This is a genomic window from Methylobacterium sp. P3_A11 (assembly GCF_056403155.1).
The window spans coordinates 1-1899 of sequence record NZ_JBFUGA010000230.1; the positions used below are offsets into that span (position 1 = coordinate 1).

1 protein-coding gene is annotated in these 1899 nt (G+C 57.0%); it reads right to left on the minus strand.

Annotation, left to right across the window (positions count from 1 at the left end):
- Positions 1-652, minus strand: a 652-nt coding sequence (locus AC1DXK_RS30910) for a hypothetical protein (protein WP_477299703.1), incomplete at its 3' end; no start/stop codon positions are given.
- Between the last annotated feature and the right edge of the window lie 1247 nt (positions 653-1899).

The window sequence follows — 1899 nt, forward strand, 5'->3', positions numbered from 1 at the left end:
GTTCTTCGTTCCCCGGTTCATCTCCGTTGCTGCCAACGCGTGCAGCGTCATTCGCGAGATCACGAAGTTTTTGGTCACTCATTTTATGTGTTTCTTGATAGATGATTCCCTCGCTGCCAAATGCGAGAGAAATTCCACTTGACCTACAAAACACTGCTATGCCTTCCATTACGTGAGCTGTACGGCTGACATCATGTGGCCGCATTGACTCTCCGCTCTCTTCTCTCAAGGCGTATGAGCTACCCAGCTTAATCGCGGCAGCATAAATGGCGCGATCGTCGTTCTTCGCATTCGAAGCAACCGCTATATTGTTAGAACTCAGCTTTCTCTCAAGGTAACCTGGCTTTATCCGGCTCTCTGCAGTCCATACAAGGAGTGATATAATATGTCGCCTGTTATGCTTGCGCTTTGCGGGGCCCATCCAGAGATAAAAGCGTTCGTCCTTCAGTTTGATAGCGCCCAATCTTCGATCGAGAATCTCCTCGCGCTTACCCTCGAAAGGGACCGCTGGATCATCAGTAGCGTCTTGCTCTGGATCTTTTTCATCCAGGAATGTGGAACTGTCGCCTGATGCGGCCGCCCCACTCCCGCAAGACGGCTTCGTCTCCGGTTCAACTTGCTCGAGTGAGGGTGCCGAGGTGTTATCGGTCATGTTTTAGGTTCCTGGCGTCGCGGAATGCACATGGTGGTACCAGTGCACGAGCGGCTAACCTAACGATCTAGCGGCGAAAAAGGCTTTGTATGGCAATGGCTTAGAGGAGAAATGGCCCGCTGTAAGGGATTCTCATTTGCTTCTGCCTGCGGATAAGTCCGGCGAGGCAAACGGTGGCTTGCGTACTGCCGACCGGTCGTGAAGCGTCAGAGGATCCTCCCTTGAAAGCATGCGTTTGAACCGGCACTGGCAATTTTGGAGTTGGGCGATTCCGAGCGTGCCTCAACAAGTCGCGGAGCGCATCGGACAGCGAGGGCGTTCCCTCCCTGGAGCGGACTGGCCGTCTCCGTTGGTGCGGAGGTCACCGACGCAGGGGGTGAGCCCCCGCCCACCGAGAATACAGACGAGCACGATCCCGACAGTACGGCTGTCCGGGTCACCACACATCGGCGTGGGCGGCTTACGTCGGGCACCGCACGGTGCCGATGTCGTGCTCATGCGAGCCGGTGACAGATCTGGTTCCAGGGTGTCGAGACGGGCGACGCTGCTGCCACTCAGCAGCTCGTAAAGCGCAGCGCTGCGCTTGGAGCGCAACTGCTAAACTGGCGCGGCTTCTGATCTGCAGTGATTGGCGGAGTTTGGCCGGCTACCCTGGCGGCATGCGCGCTGCAGTGGGCTGGTCGTTAATCCGCTGGAGGGCTGAGCAGGACCACGCCGTTCGCGGGTGAGTGCGAGGGCGAAGGTTGAATTGACTGGTGGCGATGGGCCGGCCCGACCCCGGAAGAGCTGAGGCTGATCTTTGCGAAGGCAATCCGAGCCGAGTTAAAGTAGTGCTTTACGGGCCAAGCTGGGACTGAGGAACTCGTCGGTCCGAACAGCTGTTTCTACTAACCTTAGCTTCTCTTCCTGCGGCGATTTTCGTCGCGCTTTGTCTGCCTCCGTCGCACTGCAGCGGATATTCTAGGTTCTAAGACCTGCATGACAGCCCTCATGACTCGGTCGTTCGAGCTGAACGGGTCCTTACCAGCCGGTTGACGGTCCGCCCCCACGATACAGGCAGTCAAAAGCTTGGCGGCCTTCAGAGTCATCAATTTACCGTCGAGCGCCCTGAGGTGGTGAGTCGCTCCATAATAACCAAAGAGAGCGCGACGATTGGCCTCCTTTTGGGCCTGTATACCTTTGAGCAGGCGAAATACGGCGAGTCGAGCGGTTGCAAATGCTCTGCGATCTGCTTGCCAGTCCACGAG